The sequence below is a fragment of the Nostoc paludosum FACHB-159 genome (assembly GCF_014698835.1).
GTDB lineage: Bacteria > Cyanobacteriota > Cyanobacteriia > Cyanobacteriales > Nostocaceae > Nostoc > Nostoc paludosum.
In genome coordinates, this window is the sequence record NZ_JACJTU010000045.1 from 25,908 (window position 1) to 52,282 (window position 26,375).

Below are 26,375 nucleotides of genomic sequence, written 5' to 3' on the forward strand. Positions count from 1 at the left end.
ATTCTAATTCAGAATTCAGAATTCAATGCCTTTTGCCTGCTCCCAGATACAGTTCGCCCACTTTCGGGTCATTCAATAATTCTTGACCAGGGCCGGAGATAGCATCACGTCCAGACTCTAGTACATATCCACGATGAGCCATTTCTAAAGCCTTGCGGGCATTTTGTTCTACTAATACGATCGCAGTACCGGTTTGATTAATGTGTTTAATCTGCTCAAAAACTTGTGTTACCAGGATAGGCGATAAAGCAGCAGAAGGTTCATCCAAAATCAGCAAACTAGGTTCCAACATCAAAGCTTTGCCCATCGCTAGCATCTGGCGTTCTCCTCCAGATAAGGTACCAGCGCGTTGATTGCGGCGATCGCTCAGTCTAGGAAACATACTAAATATTTTATCTTTGAGTGGTTTCAAAGAAACATTGAGAACAAAAGCACCCATCTCCAAGTTCTCTTCGATACTAAGGGAAGGGAAAACATTAACTATCTGCGGTACATAGCACATTCCCCGTTGCACAATTTGATTCGACTTTAGCCCCACAATATTTTCACCTTTGAAGGTAATTGCGCCAGTGTGAGGGATTAAAAGCCCAAAAATTGTTTTTGCCAAAGTAGATTTACCAGCACCGTTAGGGCCAATTACTGCCACCAATTCCCCTGGTGCAACATGAAAATTCACACCTTGTAGGATATCTACATCTTTGATATATCCAGCGTGGACGTTTTGAACTTCTAGCAGGGGAGCAGAATAACTTACTGAATCTGACATACAATCCGGTTAATAAGCACAAAATATATTTATTTGAACTCACGTTAGCTTAATTAGCATTACTTTCACAAAAAAATTTCAACAAAAAGACATAGGTATTTTACCTATGTCTCATTTCTATTCCGAGAAACTCAATTTGAATATTTGAATTATGCAGCTTTTGTTTTCTTGCTACACCTTACTCTCAATTTTGATTTTAATATGACTACGGGTACTACGGGGTTTTTTGCAACTCCGGCCGTTCTTCTGGAAGAATTGCTCCTTCGACTGGGCAAACTTGGAGACATATACCACAGTCAATGCAGGTGGCAAAGTCAATCCAGTACCAATCGGTTCCCTTGGCATTTTTACCTGGCCCTTCATGAATGCAAGCTACTGGACAGGCATCTACGCAGTCAGCAACGCCTTCACAGACTTCTGTAACAATTGTGTGCGGCATATTCTCGATTCCCTCTCTTCTGTATCGGCTATTTCTAGACTAGCAGGGGAGGGGATGCGGAGATGGGGAGATGGGGGAGCAGGGGAGCAGAGGGGCAGAGGAGCAGGGGAGCAGAGGGGCAGAGGAGCAGAGGAGCAGGGGAGAAGAGTTTTTCCTGCACCCTTCCCCCTGCCCCCTTGCTTCTTCCCATGCCCAATGCCCAATGCCCAATGCCCTATGCCCAATGCCCACTAACGCAATGATTCAATTTTGGGTGAGCCATCAGATTTGATCCAGGCGATTTGGGCAATGCCGCGATCGCGTGCATATTCGCGGATGGCGTCTGTATCCCTTCCTCCCAAATCCATTTCTACTCGCACCAAATGAGTGGAATCTCGTAGTTTTTGCGCGTATGCAAAGGCAGGAGCATCAGCACTCGGTGTCTCTGGCACTACTAACCAGTTGCTAGCTGGTGTTGTTTGCGGTAATTGCCCAGTAGATAATAAAACTTGGTATAAATCTTCGATATTGAGTACAAAACCAATTCCGGGTATGTTTTCTCCTTGTGGATGATATAGACCCAAAAGCTGGTCGTAGCGACCACCCTGCCCTAAAATTTGGGCTTGAGACGCAGTATCATTAACAACTTGAAAGACAATGCCAGTGTAGTAGTCTATGGTCTGGATTAGGCTCAGGTCGAGGATTAAGGAGAATTTTTTCTCTGATTCCAGTAACTCTACTAAGGATTTGAGGTTATTTACTGCTTGTTGCTGTTGTTCATCTAGCTGCAAGCTACTGACTTTTTCCAAGACTTCAGCACTTGGCCCGCGCAGATCCATCATGATGCGAGCGCGATCGCGTAGTTCGTCACTCAGAGGTAAGGTATCTATAGTGATGCGGTCAAGATTAGCGATCGCAGTGCGGACTTTCTCTTGTAAATTAGCACCAAAAGCATTCAGCAGCGATCGGGTAATTCCCGCTTCACCTAAAATTAAATGCCATTGGCGTAAACCCAATGCAGCCAGACAATCTGCTACCAATAGCAGCACTTCTGCATTTGCTAGCAATCCACCAGCACCTAATAACTCGACTCCAGCTTGATAAAACTCGTGCTGGCGATTATGCCTACTTTCCCAAGTGCGGCGAAATACGTTGGCATTGTAGTATAGCCGTTGGGGATAAGTTACACCTGCCATGCGAGTCACAACAGTGCGAGCAATAGAGGCTGTTAATTCTGGACGCAAACCCAATTCATCGTCTTCGCTATTTTGTAGTTGAATCACCATTTGGCGTTGGATTGCTTCCCCCGCCATCAAAGTATCCATCCGTTCCAAAGTCGAGGTGATAATCCTGTGATATCCCCAACGATGAAACACTTGTTGTAATCTATCTTCAATCCAGCGTTTTTTCGCCACATCTAAGGGTAATAAATCCCTGGCTCCCGCTGCTGGTTGATACACCATTATTTTTTCTTCCCACCAAACAAACCACCGAACAAACCACCATTACCAGATTTATCTGGTTGCTTATCTCCATTATTAGGAGATGAAGTCACCTTATGATCGGTAGGTTGTTGTCCTAAAGCTTTATCTATTTTAGGTTTCCATTGCGACGCTATTTGGTCATTAGGATCTAATTTCAGAGCATTTTCAAAATGGATTTTTGCCATTTTTAGCTGATTTTGCTTCAAATACACCATTCCAATCAAGCTATGGCAATGACTATTTTTCGGTTCTAGCTTCAAGGCTTCCTGCAACTCTACTTTGGCTTGGGCAAATTGGTTTTTGTCAATCAAAGATTGAGCGCGACGAACATACTGTTCTACAACAGAGTCTTCTTTTGGTGGTGCTGGTGGTGGCGCTGGTGATGCCTGTTTTGCGGTATCTGGCCCAGGTGTAGCCGAGTTAACTTTGGGTTGAGCAATTGATGGTGACGCTGCGGATGTTTTAGCTGCACTCCGCATTAAGTAGACCAAATTCAACTCACTAATTTGGGCAATGGCTTGGAGGGCTTGCTCTAAAGAATCATATTGGGTTTGGGCAAGTTTAGCGATCGCACTTTTATACGAATGATCGATATTAGCAGCATTAGCTAACTGTCTACCTAATTCTGTATATAAAGTCACCGAAGTCGATTCTTGCACCAGACGCTTGCCCATTTGCGACAAAATCAAAATATATTCTGTTCTAGTGCGTTCGTTAGCAAGTTTTTCGTAAGCTGGGTTAACCAACTTAGATAACAATTCATTACCTAGCTGTTTTTGTTCGGGACTTTCAGTAATACTACTATCCGGGTGTAAACGGCGGGCGATTTGAAGATACCGTTTGCGAATATCTTTAATATCCGCATCAACTGGAACGCACAATATTGCGTGATGATCTATGAAATCATATCTAAATAATCCACGATCTATTTTGAAAGACATATAGCAGTTTGCACCAAAGGAGCAATTAGATTTTTTCTAGTTTACTTCGCTCGATCGGCGATCCGTCAGTAGCAAATTGTCATTTTTATTGGGCATTGGGCATGGGGCATTGGGCATGGGGCATTGGTTATTATTCCTTGTCTCCCTTGTCTCTCAATCTCCCCGCGTCCCCGTGTCCCCGTGTCTCTCGATCTCCGTCACTTCCAAGCTGACAGGGGTGGAACTTGTAATAGTTCGCAACTTACGGTGTCGTGAATATGACCATTTGTGGCGAGAATTCTACCTGATTCAATTTTTAAGGGAGTGCCATCGTAGGCGGTAACTTTGCCGCCAGCTTCTTGTACCAAAATGATACCAGCGGCAATATCCCAAGGTGAAAGTCCCCGTTCCCAGTAGCCATCGACACGTCCACAGGCAACATAGGCTAAATCTAGGGATGCGGAACCGCTGCGTCTGACTCCTTGAGTTAGGTGGGTGAGGTGACAAAATTCTGCATAGTTGTTATCAGAGGTTTCGCGGCGATCGTAAGCAAATCCACTTACCAGCAGGCTTTTGTTTAGTTCTGAGGTTGTGGAAACTGTGATGGGGCGACGGTTGCGTGTTGCTCCTAAACCCGCAGCAGCACGAAATAGTTCGTTGTGAAAGGGGTCATAAATGACCCCAACTTGTGGAACGCCATTAATTAACAGCCCGATGGAAACGGCAAAGAATGGGTATTGATGAGCGTAATTGGTTGTGCCATCTAAAGGATCTATTGCCCAGAGGTATTCACTTTCGCGATCGCCTAATTTTCCTGATTCTTCAGCGAGAATAGAATGTTCCGGAAAATGGCGACGTAAAATTTCTAAAACCAACTCTTCTGAAGCTTTATCAGCAGCAGTAACTAAATCACCAGGGCGTCCTTTTTCAATAATCGCATCTTCTAACTTACCTAAGTAACCTTGGAGTATGCCACCACCAGCTAAGGCCGCTTCTGTCGCAATGTCTAGAAAAATTTGTAGATTAGTCATTTGTCATTTGTGATTGGGTATTGGGGACTGGGGATTGGGTACTGGGGATTGGAAGTGCTGAGTCTTGAGTTAGCAGTTAAGAGTTAAGAGTGAGGGAGTTATTCTCCTAATCCCCTTGTCTTCCCAAACTTCCCATTCCCCAATCCCCAGTCCCTAGTCCCCAGTCCCCAATTCTCAAAGATTTTGACGGCGAAACTCAGCGGGAGTAAGGCGCATCGGTTTTTCTGGGTTCCAAATTCCTTGTCCCATGAGTCTAGCCCATTGTTGGGCACGTTCTAAACGTTGGTCATATTTGTGATTAGGCGATCGCCCAACGAACAATGCATTCCCTTGTTTGACTAATTCCTCATTCAACAAAATCTTATTTTTCCATACATAAGCTAGAGTTCGCCCAATTTTGTCTTTTGCTTCTAAATCAAACTCCAGTGTTACTGATTGTTCTCCACCACCAATAAGATTTTCTAGCTGTTCCTTTGCTTGTTCGCCCCAAGGTCGCTGTCGCACATCTGGTGCATCAATTCCCACTAACCGCACTTGAGAAATCAGATTTGGTTGTTCGGCCATACCCAAAACTTCCAAACTTTGCCCACTAACTACCCGCGCTACTTTCACCTGCGTCTGATTGTTTGGCAGCGCATTTTTACCCTGGCAACTCACCAGGAGTAAAAAGCAAACCAAAATGACTATTTTTCTTGCCCAAACACCAAAACGTACTAACAAAGCAGTAATTTTCTCCTCTATCCCTCTGCGCGAACAAAATCCTATTCTTCATCTAACGGTAAACCCGCTTTAACCCGACCCCTACCAAAATACCGTCCAAACTGGAGTTCATAAACTTCATCTTCGTCTTGTGTTTCCACCTCTAAATCGGAACGGGGGTAACTCACACACAACAGGGCATAACCTTGGCGACGTAACTCTGGCGATAATCCGATCGCTTCTGGTTGGTAAATTTCTCCTGACAACACTCTCACCGCACAAGTGGTACAAGCCCCATTACGGCAAGAAAACGGCAGTTCTGCTCCTTGTTTTTCGGCAGTGTGCAGAATGTAGCGGTCTTCTGGCACTTCTAGGGTGTGTATTTCGCCAGTGGCGCGATCGCGAACTCGAATTGTATATCTACGGGACATCTGGATTTAGCTCTTAAGACTTGAACTTTGAGATTAACCTAAAAAATCTTTTTTTATCTTTGCACTTTTTGGAATTCTATAGTAAGATTGTAAATCGTGACATCTGGAGAGATGGCCGAGTGGTTTAAGGCGCAGCACTGGAAATGCTGTAATGCGGAAACGTATTCCAGGGTTCAAATCCCTGTCTCTCCGCTATAAAGTATACAGGGTAAAGCTTTTTGGCTTTACCCTTTACTCTTTTAAGGTTTTATGCATTCCGAAAGTGGTTTAAAAAGTGGTGTATGTGGTTGAATGATTTTAACCAAAATCACAACACTAATTTTTCGCCGCTCAAAATTAATAAGGGCAAAGTATTCCTTTGCCCCTAAAATATCGATCGCTCCTAATCTGATTAAAAATCAACAGATGGCAGTTTGCCCTGTATTAACTCAAACTGTGCTTCAGCACAGTTGGCACAATTGCAACCGAGTTGATCGATAATCGGATTAGATTTGTGAATCAATTGTGGTGCTGCCAAACTAGGAATTCCTTGTGTCGATACTACTGCGATCGCTGGTGTAGTATATGCAGATTTCAGACTAGATGCTTGTGCCGGATTGGCTAGCATTAATATGGATGCCAGAAAAGCAGGACAGGCAAGTAAAATCAGTTTGGCTATGTTCATAATTTACAGCAAGTATACGTTTGTTCATACAGCATAGCTAATAAATTGACGATGTTCAATACTCAGTGGTTAGTCTAAGTACTGAGTTAGGATTTATTCTTCTTATCCCTTGCCCTCCATTTCCCTAATCTTAATTACGCCCAAATCCCTAACCTTGCAAAAGTTGTGACCAAATAACTAATTCGCCTTTTTCACCGCCTGCGGCTAGGAATTTGCCTTGGGGATGCCAAGCTAAGCTAGAAAAGCCTCCAGAGACACCTGTGATTATTTGGGATACTTCTTGGGCTTTGTCCCACAAACACAACCAGCCATCGGCACCAGCTGAAGCGAGAAGGAAGCTTTTAGGTGCAAAGGCGATCGCATTAATTACATCGACATGATTAGTTAAAACTCGTGCTTCCCAACCTAAGTTATCATCTTCTAATTTTTCCCACACTACAATACCTTCAACGCTAGACGATGCTAGTATTGGCGCACCCAGGTTTGTAGTAGCTTCTGACCATGCCAATTGGCGAATTTTTCCAGGGAAGCCGCGCATTACCCAAGGATCGGGATTGTTCCATTCCAAAACGGTAACGCTTCTATCCATGTTGCCTGAAGCGAGGAATTTACCATCGGGTGACCAAGCCATAGCTAAACTGACGGTAACCATATCTAAAATGTATGGTTCGTCATCCCAGTTTTCACTCTGCCAAATCTTGACTCCTTTATAACCAGCAATGGCTAGGTACTGGCCGTCAATGCGCCAATCTATCCCCAAGACTGATGAGTTATCGAAATTCAATGTGACGACAATTTCACGAATATCTGCGTCCCACACTTGGACGTAACGCCCCAAACTAAAAGCTAGTTGGTTACTGGTGTAATTCCAAGCTAGTTTGTCAACCCATGCAGGCGCATTTTCCAATGTGGCAATTAATTCAGTGTCTTGCCAAATTTTGACTTGTCCATCTTGTCCGCCGACAGCTAAAAATTTTCCATCGTGAGAAAAGGCAAGGCAATCTACTGATTTACCATTACCAGTTTGCAAGGTTGTGAGTTCGCCATCATTCCACAGTACAACTTCCCCAATTGCGGAAGTTGCTGCTAAAGTTTTACCTTGGGGTGACCAAGCGATCGCAGTTACATAATCTGCAAGTATCCCTGAATAGTGTTGTTCAAATAGTTTAGATTTGCTGGTTGTGGGGTTCATATCTTTGAAAAGGGGGAGTGAGGAGTGAGGAGTGAGGAGTGAGGAGTTTTGAATTTTTAACTCATAACTCATAACTCCTAACTCCTAACTTTTTATTTAAGCTATACAAGCAAGAAAATCTTGCTTAAGTTGTTCTGCGTCAAGGTTGCGACCGATGAATACTAGTTCGTTTTTTGGAGTTTCGTTAGGTTTCCAGGGGCGATCGGGTCTACCATCAAATATCATATGCACTCCTTGAAACACAAATCTATTCTCTTCTCCAGCGATATTTAATATGCCTTTCATGCGAAAAATATCTGGCCCTTGGGTACGCAGTAACTCAGAAAGCCAAGCGTTTAATTTTTCTCCATCGACTGCACCTTTTTCTACTAAAGCTACAGAAAAGACGGTTTCGTCGTGTTCGTGGGCATCTTCGCCTAAAAAATTTGGATCTATTTCTAATGCCCTATCTAAATCAAATGCTTTGACACCTAACAAAGCATTCATTTCTAATTCCGAGTTGCGGGTACGATAGATTTTTGCCATAGCATTCATTGACCGAATTCGCTTTTCTAATTCGTCCAATTCTTCTGATGCTACTAAATCTGTTTTATTAAGTAAAATTACATCTGCAAAGGCAATCTGTTCTTGGGCTTCATCTGCATCCCAATGCTGCCAAATATGCTTGGCATCTACGACTGTTACCACTGCATCTAAAGATAGTTGATTTTGCAAATCTTCATCCACAAAAAATGTCTGAATTACTGGTGCAGGGTCAGCTAGTCCGGTTGTTTCAATTACCAAATGGTCAAATTTATCGCGCCGCTTCATCAAATTGCCAATGATGCGAATTAAATCGCCACGCACTGTACAACAGATGCAGCCATTATTCATTTCAAATATTTCTTCATCGGCATCGATAATTAGTTGATTATCAATGCCCACTTCCCCAAATTCGTTAACAATCACAGCAACTTTTTTGCCGTGTTCGTAGGTGAGGATGTGATTAAGTAGAGTCGTTTTCCCTGCTCCCAAATAACCTGTAAGAACAGTAACGGGAACTGAATTTGTGCTTACGTCAGCCACCATACTCTAAATTCCTTTTGTCTCACCTTATGGATAATCGTTATCGCCTATGATAATTCTTTTTATTTTTTTGTGCGAAGTTGGCTTAAGAATTCAGAATTCAGAATTCAGAATTGGTTAGTAAAACAGGCTTTATACCCGAATACAAGATGAATCATTGTGCCTTTCAGCTTCCTTTAAATCTACGAAATCTGCTGTAGTCGAATCAAGAAATATTTTATTTTCATACATGTGTAATAAGTAATAAATATTAACAAATTATGAAAAAACAATGTTTGCTCAACACGGTTTTAGTTTGTAGCTTGATAACCTGAAAAATTAGTGATAATGATTATCATTATTTAGATTATACCATTTTAGGAAATTTCTGCTACAAACACGTTCATAGGGGCGTACAAATGTACGCCCCCACAGGGGATTAAGTTGAAAATATTGTTAGTTCTCAATTCTGAACAAAAAATTCTCAACCGCTGCTAAAACTTCTGCTGGGTATTCTTCATGGAGTCCTAAAGAACCAGGAATAACGACGCTTCTTACTCCCGGTAATGCTGCTAAAGCGTTCATTTCTTCTCGTGATTTGGTAGGGCTGGATTCTCCAATTACCACCATCAGTGGTACGGTTAAAGACTGTGCGAGTTGAAGAAAATCGGATTGTTGGCGTACAGCATCGAGATTACCCGTTACAAAGGCAGCAGAAGCAAATCTCGCTCCTGGTTGTTGAGTTGTCTGCCATTTTTTATCGATGAAACTGGGTGTAAGTTTAGCCGTGTCAGTAAAGACATGACGGCGGTACATAAAATTTAAGAAAGATGGAGTAGTGTTAAGTTTGTAGAGAGCTTGACCAACTATAGGCGATCGCACTAATTTTCTCACCATACCAGCTATCTGCTCACTTGCCCCCATTGTCGGCAAAGGCCCGCGCCAAGTAGGAGCTAACAACACAATTTTTGAGAATGCAGCTGGTTGTTTCACAGCTAATTGTAAGACGTAAGTAGAAGCATGACCAGCCGCCATTACAGTAATTGGAGTATTAAAAATCGCCTTGACGAAATCTGACAAAAATTGTTGATATATTTGCGGCTGATAATTTAAACTAGGGCGAGAAGATTCGCCAAAACCAGGCCAGTCTACAGCTACAACTTGAAAATTGGGAGCTAATAATCTAGCAAGTTCGCCCATTTCTAAACGCGTCGAAACACTGCTAAAAGCTGGTAGCAACAATAGCGGTGAACCTTTACCAAGGGTTTCATAAACAACGCGCAATTGCTGGTTTTCCCAATTCCAGAAATATTCTTGAACTACTCCACCAAATCCAACGGCAGCAGAAGTAGATAATAAATTTGTTGACATGAGATTAAATTTTCTCCTTTGTCATTTGTTATTAGTCATTAGTCATCAGTCATTTGTTTATTCACCAATGCCCAATGCCCAATACCCGATGCCCAATGCCCAACTATTAGTTACCTACATCTAACTTACATTCCAAGGCTTTTTTTTGCATGGTTTTAAAAATGTTGTAAAATCCATTGGCACGGGAAGGTGTGAGACTAACATTTAAACCTGTTTCTTGAATAAAATCTGGAGTAAGTTGCACAATCTCAGTTGGCGTTAGTCCATTCAATCCTTCAACTAAAAGTCCGACTAATCCTTTGGTTAACTGGGAATCAGAATCACCTTGGAAAACAACTTTACCATCACTCAAGCTTGCTGTGATATAAACTTGAGAAACGCAACCAGGAACCTTATTATCAGGTAATTTATCACCTTCTGGGAACTCATTGAGCTTCTGAGCATACCAGATTAGCTGTTCGTAACGTCGCTTCGGTTCGGAAGCGCGTTGAAAGCGTTGGACAATTTTAGCAAGTGCGGGTGGCAAAGAATCTAGAGTTGAGGACATAACAGAAGCTGGAAATAATCGCTATCATCTTGAGTGTAAATTATCTTGAGAGCGATGCCTACGGCAGGCTGAGCCTACGCGTCTGTATTTCACCTTAACTAGAAGTTGCCAAATCCAGATAATTGATGCGATGTTTGCGACGGGCTACGCCTACGCACTCATGTCGGTCAGATTTTTTAATCTGTGTAATTACAATAACTTCATTTCCTTCTAAGCAGGCTTTGACGGCAACTGCTAGAAGTTTTAGTCGTATCAGTGTAGGCTTTAGGCTATTACGTAAGTGTTTGCGAAGGGTGAAATTTATGTGTCGTTTGATGCAAAGATATTTGTAATTTTAAAGACATCCACTACAGCCTTTTGGAATTATTTTCTTGAAGTTGGGCTGTTTGCATACTCTACTGAATTTGAGAGCTAGTGAATTAATAAGAATCGGTTCAAATGTACTACTGTTGATTCAGATTTTAGGAGCAAAATACCCAATGTGGGGCAGATTATATTAAGTAGTAAGAATAAGTGTTAAATATTGATGCAAAATCGGGTGTTTTGTTGAATTAGCTTCGGGAATTTTCAGATTATATTTTCAATCATTAATAAATTTCAGGAGCAAATCAGGTGTTTACTTCAACGTTACTTGCTGCTGCAACCGCACCCCTGGAATGGAGTCCTTACGTTGGCCTGACTATGGTTATCGCCAACATAATTGCCATTGCCTTTGGCAAATCTACCATCAAGTATCAAAATGCAGAACCAAAACTACCATCACCCAATTTCTTTGGTGGTTTTGGTGCGCCTGCTTTATTAGCAACTACCGCCTTTGGTCATATCTTAGGGGTGGGCGCTATTTTAGGACTGCATAACTTGGGTAGACTTTAGTTCTTCCTCAAGTTAGCCGTTATTTGATGATTTTTTGTCTCCAGCTTTGAGCCAGAAAATTACTTATCTGGCTCTTTTTTGATTAGATACTGAGTTGTAAAGGCTCTAGGCAATCGGCTGAAAATTCCCTTGGAGTGAGGGTTTGACCATCGGTTTGTAGCTTAACCTAGCTGACAACTGCCATAGGTATCTAACTTTTAACAAACGTCCACTCTAATATCTTGATGGGGGCTTGTTGTAGTGCTTGAGTAAGTTCGGCGTTACTCTCAAATTTGATCTGGGAGAGGTCGCAAGCTTCGATGTTGACGGTGAATTGCTCGTCTTGGAAAGGCCAAGGTTTGACAACAACTAAGCGATCGCTGCGTTGCATGATATCATAGCGTTGACCGTCGGGGCCTTTGGTAATTTCTAAAAAGCGTTCGTCAGCAGGTAATTCATGTTGACAGAGGATCAGAGAAAGGCGATCGCACCATTGCATAAATGCGTAAGCTGCGTCAACTTCTTCCTTTTCAATACCTAGTTCCTCGCGCCAATGTTTTTGATTTTCGAGTTGCTCGTCTAAAAGTTTGTCTAGTTTTGGAGACTGACCCCGGCTTGGCTCATTTAAACGACTAATGTGCATAGAAATTAATAGAGCTACCCACCGTCCACGGTAAAGAGCATTCTTAGCCAAATTAGCAGTTTTCTGAACACCTTCTTCTATATCACTGTCTGTCATCAGAGTGAAGTCTCTTGGCGCACCAGCTTTAGTCAGATTATCGTCTTCCCACTCTTTTTCTAAATCATCGTGATGGGAAATTGCAGCTATTGTTTCATATAATCGGGCTGGAGCATCTTTACGTCGCCATTGCCCTCCTAGCTGAGCTGCTAACAAAGCATGGGCACGATGATAAATAATTTCCCAACCATTTTGAGTCGCGTTGACAATCACAAATCAATCTCCTACTCTACATTTTTGATTTAACGTGAATTCGGCAGACTTCACCCACCCAGCCTTCCTCTCCTCAAAGGAGCTAGGTGTACACACAAGTGGGAAGTAGTTGATAAATCCGGGTTTTACCCCTCCCTAACCCTCCCCTTGTAAAGGGGAGGGAACAAGATCCCCTTGCCAAGGAGGGATTAAGGGGGGTAATTCGACTTATGTGTACACGGTAGCCTCAAAGGAGAGGGAGGAGGAAAAATTAGGCTTTTTGCTCCCCTCTCCTTGAAGGAGGGCTGGGGGTGAGGCCAAAATCCTATACATCGAATTCACGTTGATTTAGGAAATGGAATTCAAAATTCAGCAGTGAAACAAGCTTTCTGCTTACCAACTAGACTAAAAGCGTTTATTTCACTCAATCTGCTGCAATTTCTGAATTTAGAAACATTACTCTCTATTGTTGTGTGTGGCTGAATATTTATAGCCATTCGTAGGGGCACACATCTGTGTGCCCCTATGGTGTGTCCTATCGAAATTAAGATCGGCAAATACAGCTTGGCAATGATTCAAAATATTTGCTGAAATTCACTTATTTTGTAACTGCAAGCTATGAAATTAAGAGTGGCTTTCTAGCGGATTTGCAATGTATTTGAATGTTGGCTCAGAATTCCAAGGGCCACGCTCATCTTTACCATTACCGTTTGTAGATAGGTTATAGTAAAGCGCAACAGTTTCATCTGGTTGAATGTTACCAAAGAATGGATCTGTTAACTTACCCAGAGAATCTAGAGCTTTCATAAACATCTGGGTATGAGAAATTTCTCGTGTTAAAAGATGAACTAAAGTTTCTTTGGTTCCTTCATCAGTTGCTAGCTTAATCAACTCTTCGTAAGTCTGACGAGCGCCGGCTTCAGCTGCAATATTAGCTCTCAAATCACGGACCACATCTCCGCCTTCATTCAAGTAACTTGCAGTCCAAGCGTTACCCTGACTATCTAAAAAGTGAGGGCCCATACCTCGTACCGCAAAGAGAGTACTTTTATAAGCTTCTGTTTGATCGGTATTTTTGGTATGAACTTCGATGAGTTTGCCAACCATTTCTAGATGGCTAAATTCTTCGATCGCAATATCTTGGAGCATATCTTTAATTCCAGCGTTTTCCACGTGGAATGATTGAACCCAATATTGCAAAGCTGCGCTTAGTTCTCCGGTCGCTCCCCCAAATTGCTCTAAAAGTAATTGAGCAAAACGAGGGTTTGGTTCCTTAACGTTGACTACATGAATAGGATCTTTTTTGTGAAAGAACATAGATTTAAGCTTCCAAAAAACTGTTTGACAAAATAGATGGACTGGTATTAGTTCCTAGTAGTATTTCCCAAATGCATCGGGTTAAATAGAGATTAGATAGCTCCTCAATTGGAAAACTACGAGAGAATTAAATACCAGTGGTAATTTCATGATTAATAACTGCCATTTAGTAATTAGGCGTTACTACTTCTTCTGATTAGTCCCCATAGGTAGATAGCAATAATCGCGCCAAGGACAGCTACTAAAATACCAGGAATAGTTAAGCCAGCGCCTGCCGAAGTAATTTGCAGAGTTCCGGTTCTTAGCAATGTAAAGAGACTTCCACCGATGAAGGCACCAATGATACCTAAAATCATTGTGGAAAGAATACCACCGCCTTGATATCCAGGATAAATGGCTTTAGCGATCGCACCTGCCAAAAGTCCTAAAACTACCCAAGCAATAATACTCATAATCAATAAAGACCTCATCAATTCGACTTGTATATAACTTATCAACTTTAATTCACAATTCTTTCTATCACGCGGGATAAATGCTAAATCCAAAAGTTAGATAAAAGAGGCTGTATCGAGATTACATGAGAATTGGCATTTGGCATGTATACCATGAAAATCGTTAATGAAAGTTGTTGCTAGCGAAATAAGTTAGTCAATTATTAAATTTTGAATTTTATATTAGACTTTATTGATTACAAAACTAGATTACTGAAAATAACATAATTCTCGATTAGTGAGAAAAATAAATAATCTTAGCTTTGCTATATCTATCTGAAGATGTAATGTTTTTATCTAACTTTTTGTAGATGTAAAATTTATAAAAAATTAAATCCCCAACTTCCTAAAGAAGCCGAGGAGCTAAAAACTGCAAAATTTCACAAATGATTTAGCATTGCATGTAGCAATCTCAATCATTCATGAAAAAATCTATTGCCTATTGCCTTAAATGGCACGAGAGAATTTTGACTCTCGCGTTCTTGTATGAGTATCAAATACGACGGCAATATTTCTGACTAGTAATCTACCGATGTCTGTGATTTGGATGTGATTTTTTGATAAACTCACCAGACCATCGGCTTCTAGTGGTTTTAACGCCTCTAGTTCCTCAGAGAAATATTCATCAAAACTGATATGATACTTATTTTCAATGTCTTGCTTATGTAACTGAAAGTGAGACATGATAGACATGATGGCATCTCGTCTGATGATATCATTTTGAGTCAGTTTAATACCTTTACTAATAGGTAAATTACCTGCTGCAATTGTCTGATAATAATCCTTTAATTCTTTGTGGTTTTGAGCGTATGCATCTTCTAGCATACTGATGGATGTGGCACCAAAACCAAAAAGTTCTGTTTCAGCGTGGGTAGTATAGCCTTGAAAATTGCGCTTGAGAGTGCCATTACGTTGAGCGATCGCTAGTTCATCATTAACTTTAGCAAAATGATCCATCCCAATAAATAGATATTGGTTATTCGTCAATTCTTCAATGGTCATTTTCAGAATTTCTAACTTTTCCTGGGCTGCTGGTAGAGCTTCTTGAGGAATATTTTTTTGCGTTGGTTTCAGCCAAGGTACATAAGCAAAATTAAAAACCACAATTCGGTCAGGGTCTAATTCCATAGTCTTTTGCACCGTCTCCCGAAAAGTTTCGCGAGTTTGATAAGGTAAACCATAAATTAGGTCTACATTCACACTTTCAAACTTCGCTTCTTTAATCCAACTCATGACATCAAACAACATTTCTTCGGGCTGGATGCGGTTCACAGCTACTTGAACTTGGCTATTAAAATCCTGAATGCCAAAGCTAATGCGATTAAACCCAATTTGTCTGAGAAACAGAATATAGTTTCTATCAATGTAGCGGGGATTAATTTCGATGGAGATTTCTGCTTGGGAATCAATGTTGAAGTAATGATTGATGTTTTTCCATATAAATTCTACTTGGTCGCGTTCCAAATAATTAGGAGTACCACCACCCCAATGAATTTGCAGCACTTTTCTTTCTGAATCGATTAAGGCTGCTGTGTTTTTAATATCTTGAACCAAATACTCTAAGTAAGGTTCAGCAATTTTCTTGTTGTTAGAAATTACCGTGTTACATCCACAGAAATAGCAAGCACTTTGGCAAAAGGGAATGTGGAAATATAAAGAAAGAGGAGTTTTGCGTTGATTCGAGGCGGCGATCGCAGTTTTAAAATCAGTTTGGGTGAATGTTTCGTTTAATTCTGTAGCCGGTGGATAGCTCGTATATCTGGGTGCGCGAGTGTCATATTTTTGAATCAAATCCAAATCAAATTTGACACCAGGTAATAGAAAAACCATTGAATTACTTTCCAATAAATGTGTGAGGGGAGGGGAAGACGCGGGGATGGGGAGATGGGGAGATGGGGAGGCAGAGGAGCAGAGGGGACAATAATTAATGACTCTTGACCAATGACCAATGACTAATGACTAAATTGCAGTTATTTCTGTGCTGCCTGGGTTTTGAGAACGAGTCAGGTTATTAAATACAACTTGGCCCAGGGCTTTAATTAAACTTCCTTCTAGTTCCTGAGCCATCTTTAAATTCAACCCAAAGGCATTGTTGGCTTCTGCAACAATGCGTTCTGCTGTAGCATCATCAATGGGTAGTTCATTTAATGCCTGACGATACTTATCCTTAAATGCTTTTTTATCAGGAATTCGCTCAAAATTGTAAAAAGACGTGCCTTCATAGCCAGAAAGCTTAAGGGCTGACTGAGCAATTTTTTGTAACATTTGACCCCCGGAAAGGTCGCCCATGTAGCGAGTGTAGGCATGACCTAGCAATAAAGCCGGTTCATTAGCAGAAATTTCCCGAATGCGGTCAATGTAAGTCTGGGCAGCAGATGAGGGGGTGACTTGCTCTCTCCAATTATCCCCATAATAGAACATCATGTCTTTTTCGAGCGCAGCTTGGCGATTAAGTTCGGGAAAATAAACCGCACTAATCACAGGATAGTCTGCATGGCTTTCTATGGCTGCTTCTAGTTCGCTGTAGATGTAATACAAGTTGCTTAAGAACTTGGCGAAGCAGTCTCTGTCTACAACTCCTTTGAGAAAACATTTCATAAATCCCACGTTTTCTGCTGAGGTGTGGGCTTGTTGAGTTCCAGAGCGCAGTTTGATGGCGAGATTGCTACTCATTGTTGCTTCCTTGATGTTCAAGTGCAAGATTTCCAGGCAGTCATCACTCAGAATGCCTGCTAGTACCATTAAAAAATTGTTATTCCAGGTTTAAAGAGGATCTACATTACTCTATCCAGCAAATACCACTGCTGATGTAGCTCCCATCTGTTTTTATTTCTCCTAAGATTATTTAACTATTAATATTTGCATAACTATTGAGTTATTAAAATTTATTTATATTTGAGGAGTTAAAATTTTTAATACACGGTCTTACTTAGTTATAAATTTCTATGTAATTTTGATATCAATTTTTACCGATTTTTCAGGAATATTTCTATTCAAAAACTAACTATATTTGAGTTTGAAAATGTAGCAAATATTCTAAAAATAAAGTGCGATCGCTTTGGATACAAAGGCAGAAAGATTGCTACCTTGTCTTCCTTGTCCCCCTTGTCCTCTTTCCATGCCCAATGCCCAATGCCCTATTCCCTACTCCCTTTTTTCTCTCTTCTCCCAGACTTAGGACGAGTAGTTTTTCCTGCTACTGACTTGTTTTGCAGAATTGCAATTTCCCTTTGGGCATCTTGATAACTATCTTTTTCGCCTTGCTGTTGGAATAATTTTGCAGCTTTTTTGAAATCTGCGATCGCTCCTTGTTTATTTTTCTGTTTGGCGCGAATTACGCCCCGATTATAATAGGCTAAGGCGTTGTTAGCATCAATGGCGATCGCTTGTGAATAATCCTGATTTGCAGCTTTTTTATTTCCTAGTTCGAGATAGGCGTTACCACGGTTATTGTAAGCTGCCGCATCATTAGGATCTAGTTTTAGCGCTTCACTATAATCTTGAATAGCGCCTTTATAATCTCCGAAAGAAAAACGGTGAATACCTCTGTGGATATAAGCAGCAATAAATTTTGGATCTAGCTGTAAAATAGTATTGTAATCTTCAGTAGCTTCTATTTTGTTGCCTAAATCGCTATAAATATCACCCCGATTTAGATAAGCTTCTATATATTTAGGATTGATATTAATGGCATCAGAATAATCTTTCAAGGCTGCATATTTTTGTTTATTAATAACTTGAGTTAAACCCCTTTGATAATAAGCTTTGGCATCACTAGGGTTAATTTTAATTATTTTATCAAAATCTTGGATTGATGCTTGTCTGAGTTTGAGGCGACGGCGGAGAATACCTCGTTGCAAGTAGGCTTCAGTATACTCAGGTTTGATGGCGATCGCTTTGCTAAAATCTCCCAGCGCCCCTTTATTCTCTTTAATTTGAACGCGGGCTAATCCCCGGCCATAATAAGCGTATGCATCTTGAGAATTTAACTTAATCGCTTGGGTATAATCAGCGATCGCTTCTTTATACTTGCCTAATTCATACAAAGCAAATCCCCGGTCATAATAGGCATTAGCATCTTCAGGATTGAGCGAAATTGCTTGACTAGAGTCTGCTTGTGCTTGCTCATAGTCTCCCAAGCGATAATAAGCATCGCCTCGCTTATTATAAGCCAAAGCATTTTTTGGTTCTAATTGAATCAGCTGACTAAAATCTCGAATTGCTCCTTCATAGTTTGCTATATCATATTTATTTACTCCCTCTTGATATAATTTTTTTTGAGCATTACTTTCAGATTTTGGTAACTGAAAAAACCACCCTGTAACACCAAGTGCAAAACAGCCAGCTATCCCCGTCATGGCTATGAATAATTTTTTTGGATGCTGGTTTTGCTGTTCGCCTTCAACACTTGTTAACTTTTTTAAATCATCTAAAACTTCAGTTGCATACTGATAGCGTTTTCGATAGTCAAAACGCACCATTTTATTAATAATTTTTACTAATTTTTTGTTAATTTTTAAATCTTTGTTTTGCCAAACAATTTCACCTGTAAGCCGATTCTTCTGGCTTCGCAGATGAGATATTTCGTTTGTTGGTAAACCGAGAAGTGCAGCGATCGCAACTATACCTAAAGCATAGATATCGCTATTGTATTTTAGGTTGCCATTAACTTGCTCTATAGGTATATATTCAAGACTATTAAAATTTGTGCTAACTTCATTAATAGTATTAAAGTCAACTAAAACTAACTTTTTATCTGAATCACGGCGAATAATATTTTCTGGTTTAATATCTTGGTGAATTACTCCACGGCTATGCACAACTACCAAAATTTCTAATATCTCTGATAATAGGGTAATTACTTGGTCTTCCCTCAAAGGTTGTGCTGGTAAAATTTCATCAGTCAAAGGTAACCCAGGAATAAATTCTTGGACTAGATAAAATTCTTCATTTTCTTCAAAATAAGCAACTAGTTTCTGGATTTGGTCGTGTTCTTGTCCGAGTTGCTCTAAAGTTATTAACTTATTATCTAACAAGCGGTGCAGGATTGTTAAATTTTGGGGATTGCTAGTGGAAAGATATAGTCGCTTGACTACAAATTGTTTGCCAGGAAGATTAATATCTTCTGCTAAATACGTTTTTGCCTTTTCCCGATCATTGAGAACTTTTAGTATTCGGTAGCGTCTATCTAGGAAGTGACTATCCATCAATATCAATTATGGTCTTATGTCTGAATATTTTATTTGATTATAGTGTACGTGTTATTACTGGTAATTTTAAAATAAAAAAACTTCTGAAAAGAAAAATAATCATAGCAAAATCCCATTTATAAGTCGGATTAATTAGCTAATACTGCATATTACTACTAATATTTTTCTTTTTTGGTAGGATGTTACTAGCTGTATACGGTTATATGCTACCAGACTTAGGTAAGATTTCTGCATAAAAAGAGACTTGGGATGAAGAATGAGAATATTAAGAGGTTATTTTGATCCCTATTCTTCAGCAATCCCACCCATGACACGCGATCGCAAAATGCGATAAAAATAGCGGATCGAATGCTAAATATCCGCGTCTAGAAGATTGAAAATCAACAGATTTGGGCAAAAAAAAGACCAAGTGGCTACTGTGAAGCGCCAATTACTTGAGGCGCTGAGTCGTCGTGACATAGCTGCTGTTAGTAACTTGATTGTAGGCTGGCAAAAAGTTGTGGGAACGGAAAAGTTAACTAATTTGATTGTTAACGAAGTAATGGTGGAATGCGACTCTGATAGTCACCGTTGGTTTTGTCGAATTTTTCTTGGGCAAGCGCAATACGAACAGATGCAAGAAAAAGCCCAAACTAACGTTTTTCAAATTCTTTTAAGTGGAGGTTTAGAACCGGGAAAAGACTTCAGCTTTGGATCTGATGGCAGACTTTTGATGAGCGATCGCGCCAAAGAAATTTTACTATGTCAAGTGCCACAGCAACGTAAATTTTTGTTTGAAGCACAGTTAGAACCTTTGTTAAACGAAGATCGAGTTATTGCTATTGAACAGCAGTTAGGGTGTGCATTTTTTAGCAATTTAACTGAAATCGCTATCCAACAAATTCAGGTATTAAGCAATTCTCAAGCAGCGGCTTATCTGGGAGTACTAGTGGCTGGGTTAGTTTCACGTCATCCTCAACTTCAGGATGCAGACTTTCCCACACGATTTATACTTACTATTCTCCAAGGATTACCCGAAGAACGAGCAATCCTAATTCTCAACGATCCGGAAGAAAATCCTCAGTTTGATGAGCCGATCATTTTTCAACATTTATTAGCAGCAATGGGAGATAGAGAACATCACCGCATTGCTGAGGAAGATGGCGGTATCAGCCTTGACCAACTCAAAAAACTTGATTTAGTTTGGCGTGGCGAACGCGAAATTTCCGAAATCATAGCCATGATGGAAAGATGGCATCTCAAAAATAGATAAGTCTTCAACCGAACCTAATCTGATTACGCTGGTACAACAAATTTTTCAGTCCCAGCCAGTCCAAAGGCGGTATGAATAGCTTGTAAAGCTTTAACACCTTGGTCTTGTGCCACGACACAGCTAATTTTGATCTCTGAAGTGGCAATCATTTGAATATTTATTTGTTGTTGGGCTAAGGCTTCAAACATTTTAGCGGCAACACCTGGTTGTCCTACCATCGCCGTACCGACAATACTTACTTTAGCGATCGCACTATCCAAAACAACTTCACCCCATCCTAATTCTGCTGCTACTTGAGTGAGCAGCTGTTTTGCATTTTCCCCATCCATCCGGGAGACAGTAAAGGCAATATCCCGCCTGGGAATACCATCAATTACCCGACAACGCTGAGATTGGATAATCATATCAACACTGATGTTGTGTTGTGCTAATAACCCAAACAACTTTGCCGCCATCCCCGGCCGGTCTGGTAATTGGCGAATCGCCAGACGCGCTTGTTTCAAGTCTAGGGCGACGCCGCGAACGGGAGGACAATTTGGCAGAAGGGCAGAGGGGCGGAGGGGCAGAGGGGCAGAGGGGCGGAGGGGCGGAGGGGATGAACTCTCCTCTGCTCCCCTGCTCCCTTGCTCCTCTGCCTGCCCTAACGGATAAACACCTGTTTCTAAAGAGTTCTCCCCTGCTTCGATTTCAAATGCTTTACTAAGTGCGGTAACAGCGCGATCGCATTCTGCTGCATCTACTACGCAACTGACTTTCACCTCGCTGGTCGAAATCATCTGTATATTTACGCCTGCTTCGGCTAAGGTGGCGAACATTTTCGCAGCTACACCGGGACGCCCAATCATACCTGCCCCTGCGATGCTGACTTTGGCAATGTTATTTTCTACCATTACCTCGGCTTCGTCAGCTTTGGGGTTGGATGCACTTCTTAGGGCTGGGGCGATGGCTGCTGCTACTGCTTCGGCTCGTTTTAAAATCGGTGTCATCACAGTGAAGGCAATGTCATTACTATTACCTTCATGAATTGACTGAATAATTAAATCTACATCTACTTTTTGGCGGGCAATTTCGCCAAATAACCTAGCTGCCACACCTGGCTTATCGGGAACGCGCAATAAAGCGACCTTTGCTTGGTCAGTATCAAATTCTACAGCATCCACTGGACGGGCAATTTCTAGATTGATGAGCGATCGCCCTTGGGATTTGGCAGAGGTAACCCAAGTACCTGGATCGTCCGTCCAGCTAGATCTGACTACAAGGGGAACACCGTAGTTACGAGCAATTTCTACAGCACGGGGATGCAACACTTTTGCTCCCAAGCTAGCTAGCTCCAGCATTTCATTGCAGGTGATGGCATCCATCAACTGAGCTTCGGGAACTAAGCGCGGGTCTGTAGTTAAAATCCCTGGAACATCTGTATAAATTTCACAAAAATTTGCCTGTAATGCTGCTGCCAAAGCTACCGCTGAAGTGTCCGAACCACCACGTCCCAAAGTTGTGATTTCCATTTCTCCGGTGCTGGATATCCCTTGAAATCCAGCTACGACAACCACTTTCCCTGCCTTGATGTGGCGAGTTAAACGGCTAGTTTCAATATGCAAAATCCGAGCGCGGCTGTGTTCAGCTTCAGTAACAATTCCTACCTGAGCACCAGTCATAGAAATTGCTGGTTGTCCAAGTTCCTGCAACGCCATACTGAGTAAGGCAATGGTGACTTGTTCGCCAGTGGAAAGCAGCATATCCATTTCCCGGCGGTTAGGATTTGGCGAAATTTCATTAGCTAGTTTGACGAGTCCATCAGTGGTTTTGCCCATTGCCGAAACCACTACAACCAGAGAGTTTCCAGCTTTGACAGTTTTATAAACGCGCTGTGCAACAGCCTGAATGCGTTCAACTGAACCGACAGATGTACCACCATATTTCTGAACTATGAGCGCCATAACTTTTAGCCAATCAATTGTGTCTGTATTTGCTCAATGCCCCCGCCGGGTTAGGAAGCTTTGAAAGTAGTATTATGATAAGCTGTCGCGCATCTAAAGCCGCACATCTTTTCGTGTTGGCTGTTGACTGTTGAGTGTTAACCGTCAGCGGTCAACGAACCTTATGAGTCACTGTGCAATTTCAAAGCGTAATAGCTTATTTACTTTACTAACTTATCAGAATCAATTGACACAAAAAATCTGAAATTGATATTTTGTCAGAAATTTTTTAGATATACGCCTAATTTTATAAAAAAGCGTCTTTCATCCCATACCTTCTACGGATGGAATAAAAGACGCTCCAAGCCCTTGCCTGTTCGCGGTTAACACTCCCTACTCGCCATTCCCCACTTCCTTTTTCAACACAGCCAATCAAAAATTAAAATTGAGTAAATAATAAAAACCCTGTTTGAAATAGTCCAACAACGAAACCCAAAATACCACCTAAACTGACAATCGCCTGTAATTCATTTTTCACAATTCCTTCGATCGCAGCTTCTAAATCAGCAGGCGAAGTTGATTTTACACGGTCAACTATCACTTGATCTATAGACAAAATTGGAATTACTTGGGCCACAATTGCCTCTAAATCTTTTTCCAAATACTTCTCTAAAATGAAAGCCAATTCTTGACTCATCACTTCTAAAGAAGTATTGACAACAGGTGAAGTACTCAAGCGGTTCAACAATACTACAGCAATATTTTCCCAATTAACAGAATCAGTTAATCCTTGTAGTAAATCACTGCCACTACTTTGCAAGTAATGACGCACACTTTCGCGTGTGGTCTTTCGTAGCTGGCGCACTGTTCCAATCGGCAAGTTTTGTAATGATAAATTTTGCAATAATTTGCGAATGCGATCGCGCATTTGCAAATCTTGAGTTAATTCCTGCAACCGACTATTGGTAGCTTCTTTTTCATCTAAGCAAAAAGTCCTTAGTCGCGTCAGAGTATTACGTAAACCAAACAAATTTGCTACTACCCAGTAAGTACCACTGGTTTTTTCCCGAAAGCCTTCATCAATAATTTGAATTGTGCGATCGGTCAAAAAATCAACTATTGCTTGGCGCAATACATCTGGCGGTAAAACCACTTGCAATAACCAATCTGCAAGCCTCGTGGCTTGTTCTTCTGTCAATTGAAATTCCAGCAGAATCTGGTCAAAAACTTGATTGATCTGCGCTTCTAAAAAGTCTTCTCGCCGTGACAAAACCTTCAGCAATCTTGGCAAGGATTCTCCTAACAAATCCCGCAAAATTCCCGCTACAATTTTAGCGGTTTTCTGGTTTTTATCTGTTTTGACTTGTTCGATCGCCAGCCGTAACAACCAGAGAATTGCTCCTTGTACGCGTTCTGTTTGTAACAGACGCCGCGCCAGATTTTGTAATTCCTCTGGCGTTAATAGCGACCCCATGATTGTATTAGAAATGTTCAGAGCCAGACGTTCCTGGTTGCGGGGAATTAATCCAGGAGTGAAGGGTACTCTTCGTCCAGCAATATAAATTGCTCGGTAGGGACGGAACAACATTTTGATGGCTATATCATTTGTAAAATAGCCGATAATTCCACCCAGTATAGGGGGAGACACATAAAGCCAAAGATGAGACCAGTCCACAGGATTTTGGATTTTCGATTTGAGAGTGACGAGTTAGGAGTTAAGAATTAAGAGTTAGGAATGATAAGTTCTCAATGAGAATTTATCACTACTCATAATTCATAACTTTATAATTCCTAACTCTTCACTCATTTTTCTTGACTACTAGCACTCCCATCATACCGTTCGCAATGGGGTAGTGTGTGGCAGTACCAAAACCAACTTGATGAGCTAACTCTACTTGCTTTTTGCCAACGGGAAAGCGGTCTAAGCTGGGGCTGATGTAAGCATATTCTTCCTTTAAGCCCAAATAATCAGCAATCGGCACAACAAAATTGTCCAGATACCACTGCTGAAAACCGCGTAGCTGGGGATTACTCGGTCGATGAAAGTCTAAAATCGCAGCTTTAGCACCCGGCTTTAGGACACGGTATAACTCTTGCAGACTCCGGGAAATATCTTTAACATTTCTTAAACCATAGCCCATTGTTGCGGCGTCAAATTGGTTATCGTCGAAAGGCAAATTTAGCACGTCAGCTTCCACCCAGGCGATAACAGGTTGGGGGTACTGCTTTTGCGAGCGTTCTTTAGCAGTTTCTAGCAAGTTTGGAGAGAAGTCTACTCCGTACACTTTTCCTGTTGCTCCCACACGCCGTGCCAAACGTAAAGCTAAATCACCGCTACCGCAACACAAATCAAGTGCAGTGTCACCAGATTTAGCCGCACTCCATTTAACTGCCATTTCTTTCCAGATTCGGTGTTGTCCCAGACTCAACCAATCGTTCAACTGGTCATAAACTGGAGCAATGCGGTTAAAAATGGACTGAATTTCGTTAGTCATTGGCTATGGGGCATAGGGCATGGGGCATTGGGCATTGGGCATTGGGCATTGGAGATTAGTTTTCACAAATGACTAATGACTAATGACTAATGACTAATGACAATTACACAATGGTTTGATGGCAGCGACTACTAGTCAGAGCGATCGCCATCAGTTGCGTTGATAAATCAATCAGCTTTAATTCATCTTCTCGCAAAATGCACGGTTGTTTCCACTGTAGTGATAATACGCCCAAAAGTTCATTCCGGTAGCTAATTGGCATCACTAAATGTGCTTGTACGCCTGAGTTTTGGTAGTGAACAGCATCATTTAATTTGTTGTCTTTGGGTATATTCAAGGAAAGTTGAATTTTTCCTGTGGCGATCGCTTCTTGGGTGAGGAGGTCTTGGGAAAGCCAATTTTCTAGTGTACCTGTATCGCTGTAATTTCCTTGAGTTGCAGCCAGATTATGTCCATGTATAAGTTGTATAATACACCCCTGGGTGCCAAAAGTTTCAGCAAAAGCCCTAGCAATTGGGGCAAGAGTTTCTTCTAAGCTAGAAGCTGCTTGAGTCACCTGCACCAAAACACTCAGCAGTGCCATTTGAGCGTGGGCGCGGCGTAACTCTTCTGTACGCTGCTTGAGCAAGTCGTAGGTTTCTGCTGCTCTTTGGACTACTGCTTTGAGTTCCCCTGGGTCCCAAGGCTTGGTAATGTATTTGTAAACTTGTCCAGCATTAATCGCTTCTACCAAGTCTTCAATATCAGTAAATCCCGTGAGAATTATCCTGACTGTATCGGGAAACTGAGGTACCGTCTTGCTGAGAAACTCAGTTCCTTTCATTTCTGGCATCCGTTGATCGGAGATAATCACAGCTACCTCGCCTTCGGCTGCCAAAACTTGTAGGGCGTTCACCCCACTATCAGCTTTCAAAACATTAAAATCGCGTCGAAAAGTGCGATAAAGCAGATCGAGATTATCTGGCTCATCGTCAACCACCAGAATTTTCAGTTTTTTTGGTCGTTCAAGAGTCATCACTTGATACTGGATTTTCTCAATTTCGAGGCTAGGATTATCCATAAGATATTTCCCTTAAATATTTGATTATCTTGTTATATTCCATACCAAGCTTAATCGAGAAGAGCAGTATTTTGTCATGGGTTATTACGGAGTAAAATCATGTTTTTAGGCACATTTAATTGTTCAGCACGGGAAAAATTGTTTAGGGGCTAGGCATTGGGTATGGGGCAAACAGGAGGTGTGGGAGGTGTGGGAGGTGTGGGAGGTGTGGGAGGTGTGGGAGGTGTGGGAGGTGTGGGAGGTGTGGGAGGTGTGGGAGGTGTGGGAGGTGTGGGAGGTGT

Annotated in this window: 24 protein-coding genes and 1 tRNA gene; 3 read left to right on the forward strand and 22 right to left on the reverse strand. The window is 41.4% G+C overall.

Going from position 1 to position 26,375, the window contains the following annotated elements:
* Nucleotides 1–22: 22 nt before the first annotated feature.
* The 7 genes from H6H03_RS30410 to H6H03_RS30440 all read right to left on the reverse strand — a co-directional run bounded on the left by H6H03_RS30410 (nucleotide 23) and on the right by H6H03_RS30440 (nucleotide 5,749).
* On the reverse strand, nucleotides 23–766 hold the full coding sequence (locus tag H6H03_RS30410; RefSeq protein ID WP_190958775.1) for an ABC transporter ATP-binding protein: 744 nt from the start codon (nucleotides 764–766) through the stop codon (nucleotides 23–25).
* 214 nt (nucleotides 767–980) lie between these two features.
* Entirely contained in the window at nucleotides 981–1,205 is a 225-nt protein-coding gene (locus tag H6H03_RS30415) for an indolepyruvate ferredoxin oxidoreductase subunit alpha (protein WP_190958776.1), read from the reverse strand.
* A 230-nt stretch (nucleotides 1,206–1,435) separates the two neighbouring features.
* On the reverse strand, nucleotides 1,436–2,647 hold the full coding sequence (locus H6H03_RS30420) for an ATP phosphoribosyltransferase regulatory subunit (protein ID WP_190958777.1): 1,212 nt from the start codon (nucleotides 2,645–2,647) through the stop codon (nucleotides 1,436–1,438).
* Nucleotides 2,647–3,609 (reverse strand): J domain-containing protein, encoded by a 963-nt coding sequence (locus H6H03_RS30425; protein ID WP_190958778.1) that lies wholly within the window; start codon nucleotides 3,607–3,609, stop codon nucleotides 2,647–2,649. Before H6H03_RS30425 ends, H6H03_RS30420 begins: the two co-directional genes overlap by 1 nt.
* A 197-nt stretch (nucleotides 3,610–3,806) precedes the next feature.
* A complete protein-coding gene (locus H6H03_RS30430) occupies nucleotides 3,807–4,619 on the reverse strand; it encodes an inositol monophosphatase family protein (RefSeq protein WP_190958779.1) in 813 nt (270 codons plus the stop codon).
* 174 nt (nucleotides 4,620–4,793) lie between these two features.
* Nucleotides 4,794–5,339, reverse strand: coding sequence for a thermonuclease family protein (locus H6H03_RS30435; RefSeq protein WP_199339139.1), 546 nt, complete (start codon nucleotides 5,337–5,339; stop codon nucleotides 4,794–4,796).
* 41 nt (nucleotides 5,340–5,380) lie between these two features.
* A complete protein-coding gene (locus H6H03_RS30440) occupies nucleotides 5,381–5,749 on the reverse strand; it encodes a 2Fe-2S iron-sulfur cluster-binding protein (protein WP_190958780.1) in 369 nt (122 codons plus the stop codon).
* A gap of 105 nt (nucleotides 5,750–5,854) precedes the next feature.
* Here H6H03_RS30440 and H6H03_RS30445 point away from each other — a divergent pair.
* Nucleotides 5,855–5,941 (forward strand) — tRNA-Ser (locus H6H03_RS30445).
* A 199-nt stretch (nucleotides 5,942–6,140) separates the two neighbouring features.
* Here the strand turns inward: H6H03_RS30445 and H6H03_RS30450 are convergent.
* The 5 genes from H6H03_RS30450 to H6H03_RS30470 all read right to left on the reverse strand — a co-directional run bounded on the left by H6H03_RS30450 (nucleotide 6,141) and on the right by H6H03_RS30470 (nucleotide 10,567).
* Entirely contained in the window at nucleotides 6,141–6,413 is a 273-nt protein-coding gene (locus H6H03_RS30450) for a hypothetical protein (RefSeq protein WP_190958781.1), read from the reverse strand.
* Nucleotides 6,414–6,561: 148 nt separating this feature from the next.
* The gene (locus tag H6H03_RS30455) at nucleotides 6,562–7,605 is read right to left on the reverse strand and encodes a WD40 repeat domain-containing protein (protein WP_190958797.1); all 1,044 of its coding nucleotides are present in this window, start codon (nucleotides 7,603–7,605) and stop codon (nucleotides 6,562–6,564) included.
* A gap of 96 nt (nucleotides 7,606–7,701) precedes the next feature.
* Nucleotides 7,702–8,673 (reverse strand): CobW family GTP-binding protein, encoded by a 972-nt coding sequence (locus H6H03_RS30460; RefSeq protein WP_190958782.1) that lies wholly within the window; start codon nucleotides 8,671–8,673, stop codon nucleotides 7,702–7,704.
* 432 nt (nucleotides 8,674–9,105) lie between these two features.
* Entirely contained in the window at nucleotides 9,106–10,020 is a 915-nt protein-coding gene (locus H6H03_RS30465; RefSeq protein WP_190958783.1) for an alpha/beta fold hydrolase, read from the reverse strand.
* Between the two features lie 106 nt (nucleotides 10,021–10,126).
* Nucleotides 10,127–10,567, reverse strand: a complete 441-nt coding sequence (locus H6H03_RS30470) for a SufE family protein (RefSeq protein WP_190958784.1) — start codon at nucleotides 10,565–10,567, stop codon at nucleotides 10,127–10,129.
* Nucleotides 10,568–11,179: 612 nt separating this feature from the next.
* Here H6H03_RS30470 and psaK point away from each other — a divergent pair.
* The gene (gene psaK / locus H6H03_RS30475) at nucleotides 11,180–11,440 is read left to right on the forward strand and encodes a photosystem I reaction center subunit PsaK (protein WP_190958785.1); all 261 of its coding nucleotides are present in this window, start codon (nucleotides 11,180–11,182) and stop codon (nucleotides 11,438–11,440) included.
* A 190-nt stretch (nucleotides 11,441–11,630) separates the two neighbouring features.
* On the opposite strand, the gene H6H03_RS30480 is transcribed toward psaK, so the two are convergent.
* The 6 genes from H6H03_RS30480 to H6H03_RS30505 form a co-directional block, all read right to left on the reverse strand.
* Nucleotides 11,631–12,371: a DUF3891 family protein gene (locus H6H03_RS30480; RefSeq protein ID WP_190958786.1), complete on the reverse strand. Its 741-nt coding sequence runs from the start codon at nucleotides 12,369–12,371 to the stop codon at nucleotides 11,631–11,633.
* Between the two features lie 603 nt (nucleotides 12,372–12,974).
* Nucleotides 12,975–13,667, reverse strand: a complete 693-nt coding sequence (locus tag H6H03_RS30485) for a manganese catalase family protein (RefSeq protein WP_190958787.1) — start codon at nucleotides 13,665–13,667, stop codon at nucleotides 12,975–12,977.
* A 173-nt stretch (nucleotides 13,668–13,840) separates the two neighbouring features.
* Complete coding sequence (locus H6H03_RS30490; protein ID WP_096539000.1) at nucleotides 13,841–14,119, reverse strand: GlsB/YeaQ/YmgE family stress response membrane protein; 279 nt, start codon at nucleotides 14,117–14,119, stop codon at nucleotides 13,841–13,843.
* A gap of 486 nt (nucleotides 14,120–14,605) precedes the next feature.
* Nucleotides 14,606–15,988 carry an oxygen-independent coproporphyrinogen III oxidase gene (hemN, locus tag H6H03_RS30495; RefSeq protein WP_190958788.1) on the reverse strand — a complete coding sequence of 461 codons (1,383 nt, stop codon included), beginning with the start codon at nucleotides 15,986–15,988 and terminating at the stop codon, nucleotides 14,606–14,608.
* A 129-nt stretch (nucleotides 15,989–16,117) separates the two neighbouring features.
* Nucleotides 16,118–16,831 (reverse strand): biliverdin-producing heme oxygenase, encoded by a 714-nt coding sequence (locus H6H03_RS30500; RefSeq protein WP_190958798.1) that lies wholly within the window; start codon nucleotides 16,829–16,831, stop codon nucleotides 16,118–16,120.
* 464 nt (nucleotides 16,832–17,295) lie between these two features.
* Entirely contained in the window at nucleotides 17,296–19,365 is a 2,070-nt protein-coding gene (locus H6H03_RS30505; RefSeq protein WP_190958789.1) for a serine/threonine-protein kinase, read from the reverse strand.
* 412 nt (nucleotides 19,366–19,777) lie between these two features.
* On the opposite strand from H6H03_RS30505, the gene H6H03_RS30510 reads away from it, so the two are divergent.
* Nucleotides 19,778–20,620, forward strand: a complete 843-nt coding sequence (locus tag H6H03_RS30510) for a hypothetical protein (protein WP_313931961.1) — start codon at nucleotides 19,778–19,780, stop codon at nucleotides 20,618–20,620.
* A 23-nt stretch (nucleotides 20,621–20,643) separates the two neighbouring features.
* Here H6H03_RS30510 and H6H03_RS30515 read toward each other — a convergent pair whose 3' ends face one another.
* From H6H03_RS30515 to H6H03_RS30530, 4 genes are all read right to left on the reverse strand, one after another.
* A complete protein-coding gene (locus tag H6H03_RS30515; RefSeq protein ID WP_190958791.1) occupies nucleotides 20,644–22,560 on the reverse strand; it encodes an aspartate kinase in 1,917 nt (638 codons plus the stop codon).
* Nucleotides 22,561–22,978: 418 nt separating this feature from the next.
* Nucleotides 22,979–24,214, reverse strand: a complete 1,236-nt coding sequence (locus H6H03_RS30520) for a DUF445 domain-containing protein (protein ID WP_190958792.1) — start codon at nucleotides 24,212–24,214, stop codon at nucleotides 22,979–22,981.
* A 124-nt stretch (nucleotides 24,215–24,338) separates the two neighbouring features.
* Nucleotides 24,339–25,034, reverse strand: a complete 696-nt coding sequence (ubiE, locus tag H6H03_RS30525; RefSeq protein WP_190958793.1) for a bifunctional demethylmenaquinone methyltransferase/2-methoxy-6-polyprenyl-1,4-benzoquinol methylase UbiE — start codon at nucleotides 25,032–25,034, stop codon at nucleotides 24,339–24,341.
* 103 nt (nucleotides 25,035–25,137) lie between these two features.
* Entirely contained in the window at nucleotides 25,138–26,094 is a 957-nt protein-coding gene (locus tag H6H03_RS30530; protein WP_190958794.1) for a response regulator, read from the reverse strand.
* Nucleotides 26,095–26,375 lie beyond the last annotated feature (281 nt).

Bases quoted from the DNA above. Each gene is read 5' to 3' on its own strand.
- H6H03_RS30410 (WP_190958775.1), bottom strand. From the start codon at position 766: ATGTCAGATTCAGTAAGTTATTCTGCTCCCCTGCTAGAAGTTCAAAAC.
- H6H03_RS30415 (WP_190958776.1), bottom strand. From the start codon at position 1,205: ATGCCGCACACAATTGTTACAGAAGTCTGTGAAGGCGTTGCTGACTGC.
- H6H03_RS30420 (WP_190958777.1), bottom strand. From the start codon at position 2,647: ATGGTGTATCAACCAGCAGCGGGAGCCAGGGATTTATTACCCTTAGAT.
- H6H03_RS30425 (WP_190958778.1), bottom strand. From the start codon at position 3,609: ATGTCTTTCAAAATAGATCGTGGATTATTTAGATATGATTTCATAGAT.
- H6H03_RS30430 (WP_190958779.1), bottom strand. From the start codon at position 4,619: ATGACTAATCTACAAATTTTTCTAGACATTGCGACAGAAGCGGCCTTA.
- H6H03_RS30440 (WP_190958780.1), bottom strand. From the start codon at position 5,749: ATGTCCCGTAGATATACAATTCGAGTTCGCGATCGCGCCACTGGCGAA.
- H6H03_RS30450 (WP_190958781.1), bottom strand. From the start codon at position 6,413: ATGAACATAGCCAAACTGATTTTACTTGCCTGTCCTGCTTTTCTGGCA.
- H6H03_RS30455 (WP_190958797.1), bottom strand. From the start codon at position 7,605: ATGAACCCCACAACCAGCAAATCTAAACTATTTGAACAACACTATTCA.
- H6H03_RS30460 (WP_190958782.1), bottom strand. From the start codon at position 8,673: ATGGTGGCTGACGTAAGCACAAATTCAGTTCCCGTTACTGTTCTTACA.
- H6H03_RS30465 (WP_190958783.1), bottom strand. From the start codon at position 10,020: ATGTCAACAAATTTATTATCTACTTCTGCTGCCGTTGGATTTGGTGGA.
- H6H03_RS30470 (WP_190958784.1), bottom strand. From the start codon at position 10,567: ATGTCCTCAACTCTAGATTCTTTGCCACCCGCACTTGCTAAAATTGTC.
- H6H03_RS30485 (WP_190958787.1), bottom strand. From the start codon at position 13,667: ATGTTCTTTCACAAAAAAGATCCTATTCATGTAGTCAACGTTAAGGAA.
- H6H03_RS30490 (WP_096539000.1), bottom strand. From the start codon at position 14,119: ATGAGTATTATTGCTTGGGTAGTTTTAGGACTTTTGGCAGGTGCGATC.
- hemN (WP_190958788.1), bottom strand. From the start codon at position 15,988: ATGGTTTTTCTATTACCTGGTGTCAAATTTGATTTGGATTTGATTCAA.
- H6H03_RS30500 (WP_190958798.1), bottom strand. From the start codon at position 16,831: ATGAGTAGCAATCTCGCCATCAAACTGCGCTCTGGAACTCAACAAGCC.
- H6H03_RS30505 (WP_190958789.1), bottom strand. From the start codon at position 19,365: ATGGATAGTCACTTCCTAGATAGACGCTACCGAATACTAAAAGTTCTC.
- H6H03_RS30515 (WP_190958791.1), bottom strand. From the start codon at position 22,560: ATGGCGCTCATAGTTCAGAAATATGGTGGTACATCTGTCGGTTCAGTT.
- ubiE (WP_190958793.1), bottom strand. From the start codon at position 25,034: ATGACTAACGAAATTCAGTCCATTTTTAACCGCATTGCTCCAGTTTAT.
- H6H03_RS30530 (WP_190958794.1), bottom strand. From the start codon at position 26,094: ATGGATAATCCTAGCCTCGAAATTGAGAAAATCCAGTATCAAGTGATG.